This window comes from Castellaniella sp. (assembly GCF_034675845.1).
Classification (GTDB): domain Bacteria; phylum Pseudomonadota; class Gammaproteobacteria; order Burkholderiales; family Burkholderiaceae_B; genus Castellaniella.
In genome coordinates this window covers 1751522-1767666 of the sequence record NZ_JAUCCU010000001.1, presented here as the reverse complement: position 1 = coordinate 1767666, position 16145 = coordinate 1751522, and the positions used below count along the sequence as shown (strand labels likewise).

9 protein-coding genes and 1 pseudogene are annotated in these 16145 nt (G+C 61.1%); 7 read left to right on the top strand and 3 right to left on the bottom strand.

Annotated features, from left to right (window positions below):
• Positions 1 to 160 precede the first annotated feature (160 nt).
• Positions 161 to 1366: an MFS transporter gene (locus VDP81_RS08505; protein WP_323012045.1), complete on the bottom strand. Its 1206-nt coding sequence runs from the start codon at positions 1364 to 1366 to the stop codon at positions 161 to 163.
• 88 nt (positions 1367 to 1454) lie between these two features.
• Between VDP81_RS08505 and uvrA the strand changes: the two genes are divergently transcribed.
• Positions 1455 to 4313, top strand: a complete 2859-nt coding sequence (gene uvrA / locus VDP81_RS08500) for an excinuclease ABC subunit UvrA (protein ID WP_323012409.1) — start codon at positions 1455 to 1457, stop codon at positions 4311 to 4313.
• Between the two features lie 47 nt (positions 4314 to 4360).
• The gene (locus tag VDP81_RS08495; RefSeq protein ID WP_323012426.1) at positions 4361 to 4522 is read left to right on the top strand and encodes a hypothetical protein; all 162 of its coding nucleotides are present in this window, start codon (positions 4361 to 4363) and stop codon (positions 4520 to 4522) included.
• Here the strand turns inward: VDP81_RS08495 and VDP81_RS08490 are convergent.
• Both VDP81_RS08490 and aroB read right to left on the bottom strand, forming a co-directional pair.
• Positions 4505 to 5632 carry a deoxyguanosinetriphosphate triphosphohydrolase gene (locus VDP81_RS08490; RefSeq protein WP_323012044.1) on the bottom strand — a complete coding sequence of 376 codons (1128 nt, stop codon included), beginning with the start codon at positions 5630 to 5632 and terminating at the stop codon, positions 4505 to 4507. The genes VDP81_RS08495 and VDP81_RS08490 overlap by 18 nt on opposite strands.
• 2 nt (positions 5633 to 5634) lie before the next feature.
• Positions 5635 to 7293, bottom strand: a complete 1659-nt coding sequence (gene aroB, locus VDP81_RS08485; protein ID WP_322995906.1) for a 3-dehydroquinate synthase — start codon at positions 7291 to 7293, stop codon at positions 5635 to 5637.
• Positions 7294 to 7459: 166 nt separating this feature from the next.
• Here aroB and VDP81_RS08480 point away from each other — a divergent pair.
• From VDP81_RS08480 to VDP81_RS08465, 5 genes and pseudogenes are all read left to right on the top strand, one after another.
• Positions 7460 to 9911: pseudogene (locus VDP81_RS08480) on the top strand (penicillin-binding protein 1A).
• Complete coding sequence (gene lptM / locus VDP81_RS15355; RefSeq protein ID WP_416233222.1) at positions 9911 to 10081, top strand: LPS translocon maturation chaperone LptM; 171 nt, start codon at positions 9911 to 9913, stop codon at positions 10079 to 10081. Before VDP81_RS08480 ends, lptM begins: the two are co-directional and overlap by 1 nt.
• Positions 10082 to 10087: 6 nt before the next feature.
• Positions 10088 to 11362: a diaminopimelate decarboxylase gene (gene lysA / locus VDP81_RS08475; RefSeq protein WP_322995905.1), complete on the top strand. Its 1275-nt coding sequence runs from the start codon at positions 10088 to 10090 to the stop codon at positions 11360 to 11362.
• A 158-nt stretch (positions 11363 to 11520) separates the two neighbouring features.
• The gene (locus tag VDP81_RS08470; RefSeq protein WP_323012043.1) at positions 11521 to 14418 is read left to right on the top strand and encodes a putative bifunctional diguanylate cyclase/phosphodiesterase; all 2898 of its coding nucleotides are present in this window, start codon (positions 11521 to 11523) and stop codon (positions 14416 to 14418) included.
• Between the two features lie 234 nt (positions 14419 to 14652).
• Positions 14653 to 16125 (top strand): methyl-accepting chemotaxis protein, encoded by a 1473-nt coding sequence (locus VDP81_RS08465; RefSeq protein ID WP_322995903.1) that lies wholly within the window; start codon positions 14653 to 14655, stop codon positions 16123 to 16125.
• Positions 16126 to 16145: the final 20 nt, after the last annotated feature.

The following is a 16145-nucleotide window of genomic DNA, read 5'->3' as shown; positions in this document are numbered from 1 at the left end:
GACTGTTGGAGTCAACCTCAACATACTCGGCGAAGCCGCCAAAATACGACCTGTCCCGCCCGCCACCTCATACAACGATGAGGCATCACTGAAGAACCAAAAGCCACCTCACACAACGACGAGCTATCCCTAAAGAACCCACAACCCCCCGCCAAAACCCTCAGCGATCCCCGCGAATATCCTTGAACCCCCGCGCGGTATACAGCCAGACCACGGCCATCATGGCGCACACCCAGAACACCATGTTCGGCCCGCTGGACTGCACCAGAATGCCGCCCAACAGCCCCCCGGCAAACACCCCCAATGACTGGGCCGTGTTGTAAAAGCCCAAGGCCAGGCCCTTATAAGCCGGCGGGGCCACCCGCGAGACCAGCGAAGGCTGCAGAGCCTCCAGAATATTGAAGAACACGAAAAACCCGATCAACGCGGCCACGACCAAGGCCAGGGAACCATCCAGCCACGGCAGGGCCCCCAATACCAAGGCCAGGCCCAGTACGGATAGCTCGAGTGCGGCTTTATGGACCTTGCGGGTTTCGGTGTAGAACACTGCGGGCACCATCAGCACAAAAGATACCAGGATGACCGGCAGATACACCTGCCACAGCGTGGCTGTCTCAAAGTCTCCCAGGCGGCCCAACAGGCCAGGGGCCACCATGAACAGCGCCATCAGGATGAAATGCAGGCAAAAGACACCGAAATTCAAACGCAGCAAATCTTTTTGGGCCAGCACATCATGCGCCGTGGCCTGGATGATGTCGGCCTCGGATTTCGGCACATTCGGCACAAAAAACATGGCAATCAGCAGACAAACGAAACCCAGCAAGCTGATGGCCCAGAACAAGCCCGACAAGCCGAACTGCCCCACCAGCAAGGGTGACAGCACCAGCGACAGCGCAAAGGAAATGCCGATGGAGCCTCCCACCATCGCCATCGCCCGAGTGCGCACCTCTGGACGGGTGGCATCGGCGATCCAGGCCGTGATAGCGGCCGATACCGCCCCCAGTCCCTGGATGACACGCCCCACGGTCACCCAGTCCACATCGTTGGTCAGCGCGCAAATAATGCCGCCCAGCACGAACAGCACCATGCCAAAGACGATGACGGGGCGTCGGCCATAGCGATCGGAGGCCATGCCCAGCGGGATCTGCATGACTGCCTGGGTCAGGCCATACGCCCCCAACGCCAGCCCCACACGCACGGGGTCGTCTCCCCCCACCAGGGTAACCGCAGCCACGGCAAAAATCGGGGTCAGCAAGAACAGGCCCAGCATACGGGCGGCAAACAGCATGGCCAAGGCAATGCTGCTGCGGCGTTCCAGGGGGGTAAGCTTCAGACGAGGGGGGGATGATGGTCGGGGCGACTTCATGGGAGACAGGATTCCAATCGAGGATAAGCAAGCGCTGCGCGTTATAGTAGCAAGTTGCCCTTTGAAAAACCTGAACTCCCCTATCGGCATGGACGCCATCTGCATCCGTGGTGCTCGCACCCACAACCTGAAAAATATCTCGGTGGATCTCCCCCGTCGCCAACTGGTGGTCGTCACCGGCCTGTCGGGCTCGGGGAAATCCTCCCTGGCCTTCGACACGCTGTATGCCGAGGGCCAGCGTCGCTACGTCGAAAGCCTGTCGGCCTATGCCCGGCAATTTCTGCAGATGATGGACAAGCCCGACGTGGACGTGATCACGGGCCTGTCGCCGGCGATAGCCATCGAGCAGAAGACTGCGGGGCATAACCCACGCTCCACCGTGGGCACCGTCACCGAGATCCACGACTATCTGCGCCTGCTGTACGCCCGGGTCGGCACCCCGTATTGCCCGGACCACGACTTGCCGCTACAGGCCCAAAGCGTCAGCCAGATGGTGGATCAGGTCCTGACCATGCCCGAAGGCACGCGCCTGGCCATCCTGGCCCCCATGGCTCGCGAGCGGCTGGATGATTTGTCGTCCGAATGCCGTCGTCTGCAGGCCCTGGGCTTTGTGCGGGCGCGCATCAACGGCGAAATCCACTCGATCGACGGCAGCCTGCCACTGCCTGAAATAGACGGCCCCTGGGGCCTGGATGTGGTCGTGGACCGCCTGCGCGCACGACCCGACAGCCGTCAACGCCTGGCCGAGAGCTTCGAGACCGCCCTGAACCTGGCCCAGGGCCGCAGTGTCGTGCTGGATTTGGAGACACAGCAGGAACGTGCCTTTTCAGCCACCTACGCCTGTCCGGTGTGCGCGCGCAGCATGGGTTCGCTGGAGCCACGCCTGTTCAGCTTCAATAACCCGGTGGGGGCCTGTCCATGCTGTAACGGGCTGGGGCTGGTGGATTCATTCGACCCCGCCCGCGTCGTGGCCTTTCCTGAACTCAGCCTGGCGGCGGGCGCCATCCATGGCTGGGATCGGCGCAATGCGTTTAGCTACGCCATGATGGCCAGCCTGGCGCAGCATTATCACTTCAGCCTGGACACCCCTTACCAGGATCTGGACGCCACTGTGCGCGCGCACCTGCTGCACGGCTCGGGCAACGAAGAAATTGCCTTTCAGTATCTGGGCGAGGGCGGCATCCCCACAGTCCGGCGGCATCCCTTCGAAGGCGTCATCCCCAACCTGGAGCGCCGCTGGCGCGAGACACACTCCAACGCAGTCCGCGACGAACTATCGCGGCTGCGCCACACCCGTCCCTGCCCTGAGTGCGCCGGGGCCCGTTTATGCACTGAGGCTCGCCACGTGCTGATCGGCGAAGACCCTGGCCCCGGACAACGCCGCGGACGCGCTATTTTCGAGATCGAAGCCCTATCCCTGGCAGACTGTCGGCACTGGTTCCAGACCAGTGTGCTGGGCGGCGCCCGGCGCGAAGTCGCCGAACGCATTGTGCACGAGATCCGCGTGCGACTGGATTTCCTGGACAACGTCGGACTGGGCTATCTGTCGCTGGATCGCGGTGCCGACACACTATCGGGCGGCGAAGCCCAGCGCATCCGTCTGGCCAGCCAGATCGGCTCTGGCCTGACGGGGGTGATGTATGTCTTGGATGAACCCTCCATCGGCCTGCACCAGCGCGACAATCAGCGCCTGATCAACACCCTGCAACAACTGCGCGATCTGGGCAACAGCGTGATCGTCGTCGAACACGACGAGGACATGATCCGCGCCGCCGATCACGTGCTGGACATGGGACCAGGCGCCGGCGAACACGGCGGCGAAGTCGTCGCCCAGGGCACGCCCCAAGAAATAGCCGCGCAACCCCAATCCCTGACGGGACAGTACCTGGCGGGCACCCAGCGTATTGCCATCCCCACGCGCCGACCGGTCAAGCCCGACGACCCTGACGCTCGCTGGCTGCGCATCAAAGGCTGCCAGGGCAATAATCTGCAGGGGGTGGATCTCTCCATCCCCATCGGGCGCCTCAGTTGCGTCACCGGCGTCTCTGGCTCGGGCAAGTCCACCCTGATCAATGACACGCTGGTGGCGGCCTTGGCCCAGCAACTGCATCGGGCTCAGACCAGCCCCGCGCCTTTCGATCACCTGGAAGGCCTGGATTATGTCGACAAAATCATCAGCATCGACCAGAACCCGATAGGCCGCACCCCGCGCAGCAACCCGGCCACCTATACCGGACTGTTCACGCCGATCCGCGACCTGTTCGCCAACGTGCCCGAAGCCCGCCTGCGCGGCTACGATGCCGGACGGTTTTCCTTCAACGTCAAGGGCGGCCGCTGCGAGGCCTGCCAGGGTGACGGCATGGTCCGGGTGGAAATGCACTTTCTGCCGGACATGTACGTGCCCTGCGAGGTCTGCAGCGGTAAACGCTACAACCGCGAAACCCTGGATATCCGCTATCGCGGCCACACCATCAGCGACATCCTGGATCTCAGCGTGGCCCAGGCCCTGGACCTGTTTGCCGCCGTACCGCTGGTCGCCAGAAAGCTGCAAACGCTGATGGATGTGGGCCTGTCGTATATCCGCCTGGGGCAAAGCGCCACCACGCTGTCGGGCGGCGAGGCCCAGCGCGTGAAGCTATCTCAGGAACTCTCCCGACGCGGTTCAGAGCGCACCCTGTATGTCCTGGACGAACCCACCACCGGCCTGCATTTTGCGGATATTTCCGTGCTGTTGGATGTGCTGCAACAATTGGTGGATGCCGGCAGCACGGTGCTGGTCATCGAACACAATCTGGATGTGATCAAAACCGCCGACTGGATCGTGGACCTGGGGCCAGAGGGCGGCGCGGGCGGAGGCCGGATCGTGGCGCAGGGAACCCCGGAAACCATCGCCGCCTGCCCGGACAGCCATACCGGCGCTTGGTTGATCTCTATGCTGGGCAAGTAAGCTGCTTGCCCCTATCATAGACGCCATGCGTATTTTGCTGATCGAGGATGAATCGGAACTGGCCAGCTGGCTGGCATGAACAGGCACGAGATCCGGCAGAAGCCCGCACCGCGCTACTGGCCATGCGCCAGGGCTTGGTCCAGGCGCAGCGCACCGCCGCCCAGATGCTGGCACTGGCCCGCGTCCGAGAATCAATCCATCAGAAATAGCATGCGGTGCTCGCGGATCGCATAGCGATCGGTCATCCCCGCGATATAGTCGGCAATGGCGCGGGCCTGCTCGTTGGCGTCTTCCCGCCGGTATTCGGCCGTCAGCAGGCGGGGTTCTTCCAGAAAGGCGCAAAACAGTTCGCGCACGATGCGCTGGGCCTTGTGGGTCATGCGCATGACCTGAGCATGGCGATAAAGATTACTGCGCAAAAACTGTTTCAGGTCGTTGGCCTGGGCGCCGATGGCCTCTGAGAATGCAGCTAATGACGGGCCGGCACGCACCGCATCCACACTATCGGGCCGCAGCCGGGCAATGCACGCTGCGGTCGTCCGGGTGAGATCCTGCACTAGGGTATTGATCATGGCGCGGATGATCTCTGACACCAGGCGTTTCTCATCCGTGACGGAGTAGCGCCGCAGGACGTGATCATGGTGCGCCGCGAAAATTTCCACCTCTAGCAACTGGGGCAGCGTGATCAGGCCCGAACGCAGGCCATCATCAATATCATGATTGTTATAGGCGATCTCGTCGGCCAGATTCGTCAACTGGGCCTCCAGGGACGGCTGGGTGCCATCCAGAAAGCGCACCCCCACATCGCCCAGTTGGCGCGCATTGCTGCGTGAACAGTGCTTGAGTATGCCCTCACGGGTCTCGAAACACAGATTCAGGCCATCAAAGGCCGCGTAGCGTTCTTCGAGGGTATCCACAATGCGCAGGCTCTGCAGATTGTGCTCGAAGCCACCGGCATCCGGGGCGAATCGGCGCATGCAGGCGTTCAGTTCGTCCTGGCCTGCATGACCAAAAGGCGTATGGCCCAGATCATGGGCCAGCGCCATCGCCTCGATCAGGTCCTCGTGTACATCCAGATTACGCGCCAGGGTACGGGCAATCTGGGCGACCTCCAGGCTGTGGGTCAGCCGGGTGCGAAACAAATCGCCCTCGTGGTTCAGAAAAACCTGTGTTTTGTATTCCAGGCGGCGAAAGGCCGAGCAATGCACAATACGGTCGCGATCCCGCTGAAAGTGATTGCGCCCCTGAGGTGGGGGCTCTGCATGGCGCCGCCCCCGGGTGGCTTGTGGATCACAGGCATAAGGGGCGAGCACATTCATGGTCAGTCTCCTGTTCCGGCCGCCAGCACCGGGCGGACCTGATCATCATCCACGGCCTGCAAGTGGGCCTGACCCAGGCCGGGCAACAAGATATAGCGTATGTGCCGGCCTTCGGTTTTCTTATCCACCCGCATCAGGTCGAACCAGCGATCCATGCCCAGGTCGGGGGCCTGCACCGGGCAGCCGATGGCCTGGACCAGGGCTCGGATACGTTGGGCCACGGCCGGGTCCAGCCCGCAGACCTGAACCGACAACTGGGCCGCCAGCACCATGCCGCAGCCCACGGCCTCGCCATGCAGCCATTGGCCATAACCCAGGCCGGACTCGATGGCATGCCCAAAGGTATGGCCAAAGTTCAGAATGGCCCGGATACCGGATTCACGCTCGTCCTGGGACACGACCCAGGCCTTGAGTTCGCAGGAACGGCGCACCGCATAAGCAATGGCATCCTCATCCAGCGCCCGCAAGGCCTGGACATGGGATTCGCACCAGGCGAAAAAATCCGCATCGGCAATCATGCCGTACTTAATGACCTCGGCCAAGCCGGCGGAGATTTCACGCGCGGGCAGCGTCGCCAGTACCTGAGGATCGATTTCAACCGCCTGCGGCTGATAAAAGGCGCCAATCATGTTCTTGCCCAAGGGGTGATTGATGGCGGTCTTGCCCCCCACCGAGGAATCCACCTGGGCCAATAGCGTTGTGGGCACCTGGATAAAGCGCACGCCACGCATATAGCAGGCCGCTGCAAAACCGGCCATATCACCCACCACACCCCCGCCCAACGCAATCAGCACGACCTTGCGATCCAGGGCTGCGCCCAGCAAGGCATCGAAAATCTGGTTCAGCGAATCCCAGGTCTTGAACTGCTCGCCATCAGGCAGGCTGACGCAATGGATAGGTTTACCGGTCTTGGCCAGCACCGCGCGTACGCGATCGCCATATAAAGCCGCCACCGTGGTGTTCGTGATCACCGCCAGCGCCGTGGCATCGGCAGGCACGCTGGTGTCCAACGCGTCGAGACGGCCGCGGCCGATATGGATGGGGTACTGCCCACCGGGGGTAGAGACTTGAACAGTATGCATGCGTCTAGGAGTAGCGGTGCTAGGCAAACTGGCAATCAGATTGCGCAGAACCTGGTTAATGGGTTGCGAAGCGGTATCCTGGCGGATATCAGCCACACTATCGTACAGGGGTTCGCGCTGTGCCAATAGGTCGGCAATGCGCTGGCGCGGGTCCTCGGTCTGCAGCAGAGGACGATTACGGTCCCGCGCCACGCGCTGGTACAGCTCGTCCACGCCCGCATACAAATACACGACATAGCCGCGCGCGCGCAGCATGGCGCGATTTTCCGGTGCCAGAATCGCGCCCCCGCCCGTGGCCAGCACCAGCCCGGAAATCCGCGTGCATTCGTCCAGCAAGGCGGTTTCACGACGCCGGAACCCGGCCTCGCCTTCGATGTCGAAAATCGTGGCCACCGGCACGCCGCAGCGCGCCTCGATGGCATGGTCCAGATCGGCGAACTGACGGCCCAGCGCCGCTGCCAACTGGCGACCGATGGTGGTTTTACCCACCCCCATCATGCCCACCAGAAAGATCGGCCGCACCCAGGCAGCGGGATCGGGGGATGTAGATGAAACAACAGGAGCAGCAGACAGCGACATAGAGGTTCGGGTTGGCGTTGATTTGCGTGTATTATCGCATTGGTGCCAAAGAGCTTGGTGCCATATCGACCATGCTTGACACGGCCTGTCGGCTTGCTGCATCTGCTTACATTCCCCCCGCTATCGATCGCTGGCGCGCTCCCGCCAGAGCTTACAATCGTCCCTGATGAGAACCACCAACAAAACCTCCACGCCCAAGGCGCCTGCTCGTTCGTGGCTGGGCCGCCTGATGCTGAAGGCATTCGTGCTGTTTGCCGGCCTAGGCGTATGCGGTGCCTTGCTGCTGACGCTGGCTTTGGCACTGGCCTGGCCCAATTTGCCAGACCTCAATGCCATGACCCAACTACCGGCCCCGGGTACCCCTGCGCATCTATACAGCCGACCACGTCCTGATTGGCGAATTCGGCGAAGAGCGCCGCAATGTGCTGCGCTTCCATGAAATCCCCGACATCATGAAGTCGGCCATTCTGGCCGCCGAGGATGACCGTTTCTATCAGCACGGCGGCATCGACTGGACCGGGGTGCTGCGCGCCGCCATCGCCAACGTCGTGCACATGTCCAAGACCCAGGGCGCCAGCACGATCACCATGCAGGTGGCGCGCAATTTCTATCTTTCATCCGAAAAAACCTACACCCGGAAATTCTACGAGCTGCTGCTGACCTTCAAGATCGAAGCCACGCTGTCCAAGGACCAGATTCTGGACCTGTACATGAACCAGATCTTCCTGGGGCACCGGGCGTATGGCTTTGCTGCCGCCAGCCGCACGTATTTCGGCAAGCCCTTGGCTGAAATCACCCCCGCCGAGGCCGCCATGCTGGCCGGCATCCCCAAAGCCCCCTCACGCTTCAACCCGATTTCCAACTTCGAACGTGCCAAATCCCGCCAGGCCTATGTTCTGGGTCGCATGCGCAACCTGGGCTACCTGACCGAAGCCGAATACAAACAAGCGATAGAGCAGCCCATCATCATCCAATCCGCCGCTGGCACGCCCACTGGGCGCTATGCGGTGCATGGCGAATACCCTGCGGAACTCGCCCGCCAGTTGCTGTATGGCGTCTATCAGGACGACATCTATTCCCGTGGCTTCAACATCTACACCACCATCAATTCCAAAGACCAAGAGGCCGCCTATCAGGCCTTGCGCGATGGCGTCCTGGACTACACCCGCAGGGCATACTACCCCGGCCCCGAGGAAACCATCAGCCTGCCCGCCGACATCGAAAACCAGACCGACGCCTTCAATGACATCCTGGATTCCGTCCTGGAAAAATACCCCGATAACGGCGACTTGCTGACCGGCATTGTCCTGTCGGCCAGCCCCACCCAGGTTCGGGTCGCCCGCAGCGCCAGCCAGATCATCGACATCACCGATAAAAGCGCCTTACGGGTGATTGCCCGTGGGCTGACCGCCAACGCCAAGCCCCCCGTCAAAATCAGCCGCGGCGCCGTGGTGTATATACACAAAACCCCCGACGACACCTGGGAATTACTGAATAAGCCCACGATCCAGGCGGCCCTGGTATCGCTACGTGCCCAGGACGGCGGCATCCTCGCCATGGTGGGGGGATTCGACTACGAAGAAGGAAAATTCAACCGCGTCACCCAGGCCTGGCGCCAGCCGGGCTCATCCTTCAAACCCTTCATCTATGCCTCGTCCCTGGAACGCGGCCTGACGCCGGCCACGCAGATCTCTGACGAGCCTTTCTCCCTGACCGCCGAACAGACCGGCTCCAAGGCCTGGAACCCAAAAAACTATGGCCGCGCCTACGAACCCATGTTGACCATGCGCCAGGGCCTGTATAAATCCAAAAACATGGTGTCCATCCGCATCATGCAAGCCGTAGGTCCTCAGTATGTACAGGACTACATCACACGCTTCGGTTTTGATCGCTCACGTCAGCCCGCCGTCCTGCCATTGGCCCTGGGGGCTGGCAGCGTCACGCCGCTCCAGCTGGCGGGCGGCTATGCCGTATTTGCCAATGGCGGCTATCGGGTGCCGCCCTATTTGATCGACTACGTCACCGACAGCAGCGGCACGGTCATCATGCGCGCGCGCCCGACGGTGGCGGGCGACACCCTCGCCCGCGTGATCGATCCGCGCACCGCCTACGTCATGAATGACCTGCTGCGCGGCGTCGCAACCTCCGGCACCGGCGCGCGCGCGCACCGCGAACTCAAGCGCAATGACATCGGCGGCAAGACCGGCACCACCAACGACTCTCAGGATGCCTGGTTCGCAGGCTTCAATCCCGAAATCGTCACCATCGCCTGGATGGGCTTCGATCAGCCAAAATCCATGGGCCAAGGAGAAACCGGCGGTGGCGCAGCCCTGCCGATCTGGGCCAACTACATGAAAGTCGCCCTGGCAGGCAAGCCAGAAATTCCACCAGGCCCCATCCCCAGCGGCCTGTCGCGTGCCAGCGGCGATTTTTACTTTTCTGAATTCCCACCGGGCACCGCCATCGCCCGGGTAGGCCTGCCTGCCCCTGGCGACCCAGACCCAGGCGCGCCTGCTGACTCGGCCCAGGACGGCATCGGAGCCCTGCTGGATCAGCTCGGCGGCAGCGCCGACAATAACCCGGCCGCCATTCCCCAACCTGTCCGAGTGCCTTTTTAATGACTACCCGCCTGTATTCGCGACTGCCCACGTATGTCGCAGCCAGCTGTCTGATGCTGCTGCTGACCGCCTGTGGCATGAAGGGCCCGCTGCAGCCCGCTGCATCTCCCCCGCCAGCTGATCCTGCCTTGATGGCTCCTCCCACTCTGCCGCCCGATACGCCTCTTTGACCCTCGATGAATACAGCACTCCACTTCCCGACCCGGCATGGCGTCCTGCACGCTGAAGACATCCCTCTGTCCGACTTGGCGCAGCAGCACGGCACTCCGCTGTACGTGTACTCGCGCGCCGCTTTGCAGGCTGCCTGGCAGCGCTACGAAAGCGCCATCGCCGGGCGCAATGCGCTGGTCTGCTATGGCGTCAAGGCAAACTCCAACCTGGCGGTGCTGCACGAATTCCAGCGCCTGGGCGCAGGTTTCGACATCGTCTCCGGCGGCGAACTCGCCCGCGTGATGGCGGCAGGGGCCTCCGCCAGCCGCATCGTATTTTCCGGCGTCGGCAAACAAGCCTGGGAAATCCGGCAGGCGCTGACCGCAGGCATTAAATGCTTTAACGTCGAATCCGCCGACGAGCTGACTCGTCTGGCCGCCATCGCCCAGGAAATGGGTGTACGCGCCCCGGTATCGCTGCGCGTCAACCCGGACGTGGACGCCAAGACCCACCCCTATATATCCACCGGCCTGAAAGACAACAAGTTCGGCATTGATATCCGCCAGGCGCCGGCCTTGTACCGCCAGGCCCAGCAGCACCCCTCACTCGAAATCATGGGGGTCGATTGCCACATCGGTTCACAGATCACGGAAATCAGTCCCTATCTGGACGCCCTGGACAAACTCCTGACCTTGATCGATCTACTGAAGGCAGACGGCATCACCCTGCGCCATCTGGACTTGGGCGGCGGACTGGGCATTCGCTACATCGACGAAAACCCGCCTCACCCTGCCGACCTGCTGAACCCTGTTTTTGCCGCCCTGCAACAACACGGCCTGGACAATTTGCAACTGATTCTGGAACCCGGCCGATCCCTGGTGGGCAACGCCGGCGTACTGCTGACCCGGGTCGAATACCTGAAACACACTGAAGCGCGCAATTTCGCCATCGTCGATGCCGCCATGAACGATCTGATGCGGCCCGCACTCTACGAGGCCTGGCACGACGTCACCCCGGTTCAGCCCCACGCCGATGCAAGTACACACACCTATGACATTGTGGGGCCAATCTGCGAGAGCGGCGACTGGCTGGCGCGTGGCCGATCACTGGCCCTCGCCCAGGGGGATCTGCTGGCCATTCAATCCGCTGGCGCCTATGCGTTTTCCATGTCCAGCCAATACAATAGCCGCCCCCGGGCAGCCGAGGTTCTGGTCGATGGCAGCCAGAGCTGGCTGGTTCGTCCCAGGGAAACCATCCAGGATTTGTACGCCCAAGAGCGCATCATTCCTGGTCCCGATTAAGCAGTGCTGGAAATCCCTTGGTGCAGCGCACAAACAACTCCGACTAAAATCGGCGTGCGATCAGCCGTAAAAACTGTATCGGGATAATAATTTCAGAGTCTGCCTGTTTCACGAAACCAAGTACCAAGGCCGTTCTCCATATTTATTTAGTGTCATATATGCCAACTCAGCAGCACTCCTCCAACCGGTTTTTTCTGCCGTTTGCCGTCAGACGCCGGGGACTACGGGTGTTCTTGGTGTATTACGTGATCCCCCTGTTACTGGCCTTGGGCCTGGTCCTCAGCGCCAGCTTGTTTCCCAACCACTATGCCAGCACCAGCAGCGGCATGGGCCTGACCACCCGCTTTTCCACGACCGCATATGACACCCCCCAGCAAGCGCTCAATGCCCTGCAGGACAGCCCTACCCGCCTAAGCGCCTACCTGCCGGAAGGCCCGGTCTGGCTACTGGCCACCCTGGACGAACGCCAGCCTGATCTGGGTCGCGCCCTGCTGCTACCCAGCTCCCTGATCGAATCCCTCGCCTGCTGGCTACTGCCAGCCCATCAACCCCCGGTTGCCCTGGAACTGCACACCAACGTGCTGGGCCACGTTGCCGCACTGCCAACGCAGGCCTCTGGCCAAGTAGCATGCCGCATGGACAACGCAACGCCCGGCGACATCGCCATCACACAGTGGCCTTCTCGCGCCATGGCCACGGCTCGCGCCCAAAGCTCCTATGCCCTGGGCCTGCTGGAAGGCGGTCTGCTGATCCTGGCGGCCTTTACCGCCATTGTCAGCCTGACCACCCGCGACCACCTGTATGTGCTGCTGTCCTGCTGGTTCGTCTGCAATCTGCGTCTTGTGGCCTGGGCCCTGGGCTGGGACCACCTCTGGCTAGGCCACCAACTGGCCCCGGCTGACCTGCTCTGGTCCCGCAAACTCATCTTGCTGCTGTCATTTATCACGACCTGGCTGCTATATACCCGCTTATTCCGCTACAGCCTGGGGGTCATGCTGCACCGTCGCCTGCAACTGGCAGGGCTGGCCCTGTCCCTGGTGCTGGCCGTCATGCTGGTGATGCCCTCCGCCAACCTGTTCCTGGGTGCCTCTTTTCTGGCGGGTTGGGCCGGGACGGCGCTCACCTTCACCATCCTGATCCATGCCCTGTTTCGCTATACCACGCGGTCTTTGTTCTGGCACACGCTGGGGGTCTGCGTCGCCACCGGCCTGCTGGGCATCGGCTTGATATTCATCGGCCTGGAACAAACGCATTGGCTTCGCAATGGGCCCACCATCGGCGTGTTTTTGTTCTGCAACCTGCTGGTGGCCTTGGCTACCGCCAACCGCATCCGCGAAGATCGCCACAACCGGCTGCGTCAGCGCAACGAACTGATTGTGCATGACTCGCTCTCGCCGCTGGGTCTGTTCACGCTAGGGGCCACGCGCCACTTCGAGCACCTGAACAACAACGCCCGCCAGATGCTGCAGATCCTGAACGAAACCGAAGCACCAGCCCTGGGCTGGAAGCATTTCTTCAGCGATGTCGACTGGGTGGCGGTGTCGCTGGCCACCGAAAAAGGCGAAGACACTGAAATCCAGCAGATCAGCGACGACCCCAAAGCCCCCCCGCGCTGCTTCTTGCTGCGCGCGACCCTGGTGGGCAGCCGCATCGAGGGCTCGCTGCAGGATGTGACTGCACGCACCGAGACGCTCCGCAATCTGAGTCTGATGACCGACAGCGACGTCCTCACCAACACCCTGAATCGTCACGGCATCGAAACCGCCATGGAAGGCGCGATCGAGCAGCTGCAGCAGGTTGGCACCCCCTGCGCCATGTCTTTTCTTAGCCTGAACCACCTGAAGCGCGTCAACGACCTGTTTGGCCATTCGGCAGGCGACCAGCTGTTGCAACTCGCCTGCGAACGCGTGCGCTATTCTCTCACTGAGCAGCAAAAGCTCGGCCGTATCGGCAGTGATGACTTCATCATCCTGTTTCCCGGCATCCGCGCCCGCGAAGCCCGGCGCCTGGCCCAGGACATGATCGACAGCCTGAACAGCGCCCCCATTTATGTGGGCGATCGGTCCTTCCAGATCAAAAGCGCCATGGGGGTCATCGACCTGGATGCACGCATGCGTCCCAAAGACGCCATCGCAGCAGCATCCCGCGCCTGCCGCGATGCCCGCAAGCAGCATCAGGACATCGTCCTCTACGAAGAAAACACCCACGAACTGTTCGATCACATCAATGAACTTCGCGTGTTCGAAGAACTGGATCAGGGCAAAACACCTGATGATATTTACTTGGTCATGCAGCCCATCATGTCGCTGCGCCATCCCCTGAAAACCCTGAATTTCGAGGTATTGCTGCGTGTGCGCAGCAACGGCGGCCACCCACTGCAAACCCAAAGAATCATTCAGGCCGCCGAAGACAGCGGCATGATTACCGTCATCGACAAATGGGTCTTCACCACTGCGCTCGAATGGATTTCCAAGCACCACCTGACACTCGCCAATACCCAGCAGGTCAATGTCAACCTCAGCGGCGTCTCGCTAAATGACGACCGTTTCATCAACAGCTTGTTTGGCATCCTGAATCAGCAACCGCAGTTCACTCGACGCCTCTGCGTAGAAATCACAGAGGGCGTGGCCCTGCAGGATCTGGAGCGCACACGCCAGTTCATGCGCCGTCTGCAGCGCATGGGCGCGCGCGTGTCGCTGGATGACTTCGGCGCGGGCTATACCTCGTTCTCATACCTCAAGGAACTTCCGGCCGATACCATCAAGATCGACGGCTCCTTGATCCGCGACATGCTGACCAGCGAGGCCAACATCGCCATCGTCAACAGCATTGTGGATCTGGCCCACAACCTGGGCATGGAGTGCATTGCCGAATGGGTCGAGGACGTAGCGACCCTGCGGACACTAGCCGAGATGGGAGTCGATTACGTGCAGGGTTATGTGATTTCAGCGGCCCGCATGCCATCAGAGATGCTGCTGCACGAAAACATCCTGCCGCTGATCAACAACTCGGCGACCCGGGCCTTCGTGGAAGAAATCAGTGGACGGCGGATCTGATTATCATCACCGCCCACTGAGGCTCGGCTGTGGCACTCGTGCCCCACGGGTAACACCGACTTGGTGATTGGATAGAACGCCAGGGCCTTGCCCTTGGCATAAACGGTTTGTCAGCATCTCAATCATTTCCAGCACCATAGACCGATCCCTCGCGTCTAATCGTTCAAGCATATTATTCATATAGCCCATTTGATCCACGCGTCGTGGACTGATTTCTGTCAGTAGATCAGAGACTTGGCACTGAAAAATATCAGCCAGCCTGGCCAGTCGATCGAGCGAGGGGAGTACAACCCCTCGCTCAATACTCGGATGGACGAGTCTTTTGCGCTTGCAAAAAAATACCGCGACGATGTCGAATCTCTGCTTTTCACCCCAGAAGGCAAGGCCTTGTTTCTGCAGGCACTCGAGGCCCAAAAACAGTACGTAACTCCTCGGGACCAAGCCTTTCAGATATTATTACAAAAGGGCGCAACGGCCGATACCCAGATTTTTTTCACTGAAACAATGCCGAAGCTGGCAACTCAGTATATACAAACCATCCATCAACTAAATAATTTCTTGACTCAATCTGTCGCCAATCAGGTCGAACAAAATGAAGCCCAAGATCAAATCCGCATTATTCTAATTGCCGTCATTACCCTAGCAGCTACCTTAGCCAGCCTGCTATTTTCCTGGTTGATCACTCGCTCCATCATCCTACCCCTGCAACACACCATCACGTTGGCTAAGGCTGTCGCCAATCGCGATCTCAAGCAAACAGTCCAGATTATCGGTAAAGACGAACTGACCGATCTGGAAACTGCACTGGGACAGATGGTTCAAGGCCTGCATGTCACCGTCAGCGAGGTTCGCGGCGGCGCCAACACGATTGCCTCCGCAGCCAGGCAGATCACGGCGGGCAACCTGGATCTGTCCTCGCGCACCGAACAACAGGCCAGTTCCCTGGCGCAGACCGCCGCCACCATGGAACAAATCACCGCCACCGTGCGCCAGAACGCCGACAACGCCCAGCAGGCCAACTCCCTGGCCGCCACTGCCGCCCAGACCGCATCCAGCGGCGGCAGCCTGGTGGCTGAACTGGTGGGCACCATGGGCGAGATCAACGACAAGTCCCAGCAGGTCGCCGACATCATCGGTGTGATTGACAGCATCGCCTTCCAGACCAACATCCTGGCCCTGAACGCCGCTGTCGAGGCCGCCCGCGCCGACGAACAAGGCCGCGGCTTTGCCGTGGTCGCCGCCGAAGTTCGCGCCCTGGCCCAGCGATCCGCTGGTGCCGCCAAGGAAATCAAGGACCTGATCGATTCTTCTGTCCATGCCACCAGCAAGGGCAATGAACAGGCCGCCAACGCGGGCGACACCATGCAGGAAATCGTCTCCATCAATCGCGTCACTGACATCATGAGCGAGATCAGCGCGGCCAGCCGTGAACAGACCACTGGCATCGAGGAAATCAATACCGCCATCACCCAGATGGACGATGTCACCCGCCAGAACGCCAGCCTGGTCGACGAATCTGCCGCCGCCGCCAGCCTGGAAGAACAGGCAGCCACACTCGCTGAACTGGTCGCTACCTTTAATTTGGATACGAGCCATAGCACCGTTCAGCACGCACCCCGGCCAGTCGCTCTGGAAACACACATCCATTCAGCGCCAAAGCACATTCGCCTCAAACCCAGCCCTGGTCTTGGATACTCAAGATCCTAGCCTATGCATGTTCCTGCAGC

Bases quoted from the DNA above. Each gene is read 5' to 3' on its own strand.
- VDP81_RS08505 (WP_323012045.1), bottom strand. From the start codon at position 1,366: ATGAAGTCGCCCCGACCATCATCCCCCCCTCGTCTGAAGCTTACCCCC.
- lysA (WP_322995905.1), top strand. From the start codon at position 10,088: ATGAATACAGCACTCCACTTCCCGACCCGGCATGGCGTCCTGCACGCT.
- VDP81_RS08495 (WP_323012426.1), top strand. From the start codon at position 4,361: ATGAATCGGAACTGGCCAGCTGGCTGGCATGAACAGGCACGAGATCCG.
- VDP81_RS08490 (WP_323012044.1), bottom strand. From the start codon at position 5,632: ATGAATGTGCTCGCCCCTTATGCCTGTGATCCACAAGCCACCCGGGGG.
- aroB (WP_322995906.1), bottom strand. From the start codon at position 7,293: ATGTCGCTGTCTGCTGCTCCTGTTGTTTCATCTACATCCCCCGATCCC.
- lptM (WP_416233222.1), top strand. From the start codon at position 9,911: ATGACTACCCGCCTGTATTCGCGACTGCCCACGTATGTCGCAGCCAGC.
- VDP81_RS08470 (WP_323012043.1), top strand. From the start codon at position 11,521: ATGCCAACTCAGCAGCACTCCTCCAACCGGTTTTTTCTGCCGTTTGCC.
- uvrA (WP_323012409.1), top strand. From the start codon at position 1,455: ATGGACGCCATCTGCATCCGTGGTGCTCGCACCCACAACCTGAAAAAT.